The sequence below is a fragment of the Priestia sp. BR_2 genome (assembly GCF_041954005.1).
Classification (GTDB): Bacteria; Bacillota; Bacilli; order Paenibacillales; family Paenibacillaceae; genus Paenibacillus_AQ; species Paenibacillus_AQ lautus_A.
Genome location: NZ_JAVFHM010000038.1, coordinates 1 through 508, shown reverse-complemented (window position 1 = coordinate 508; position 508 = coordinate 1). Strand labels below are relative to the sequence as shown.

Sequence of the window (508 nt, the reverse complement as noted above, 5' to 3'; positions counted from 1 at the left end):
ACATTGATATAAACGACGCCGTCATCTTCTGTTAGTAAGACGACATACGCAGATTCAAATGAGCCTAATACATCAAGGATCTTACCCAATTTTTTCTCTGGCCCTCCTTGATTTATTTGCACTTGTTTATCTTTCATTAATAATAAAGTGCCTGCAAATGTGTTGGCTCTGTGAAGTTCTACTTCACTATTAAATCCAGAAAATGTTTGTGCCGAATTAGACTTTGTATCCTCTGTAATGCTTTTAACATGAGCAAGCTGGTAATAAATAAATGTATATTGCTGTTGTGGAATAAGCTGCACCGGTTGATTATTTTGCTGGTTGTTATTTTGTTTTGTTTCAAGAGCAAGTGTTAAATAATCTGATTGAACGTCGATTAAATATCCCGTTTTAGATTCAGGACCTCCGCGATAGACAGTTACTACTCTCCCTTTTAATGGTTTAAAGTGGGCAGAGTAGCCCGTACTTTCAGATTGTTGAACTTTGCGAGCGCGACTACGATTTGCAT

The 508-nt window shown here is 37.2% G+C and carries 1 pseudogene; it reads right to left on the bottom strand.

Annotation, left to right across the window (positions count from 1 at the left end):
* Positions 1–508 (bottom strand): annotated as a pseudogene (locus RB298_RS00470) (spore coat protein); the annotation flags it as partial.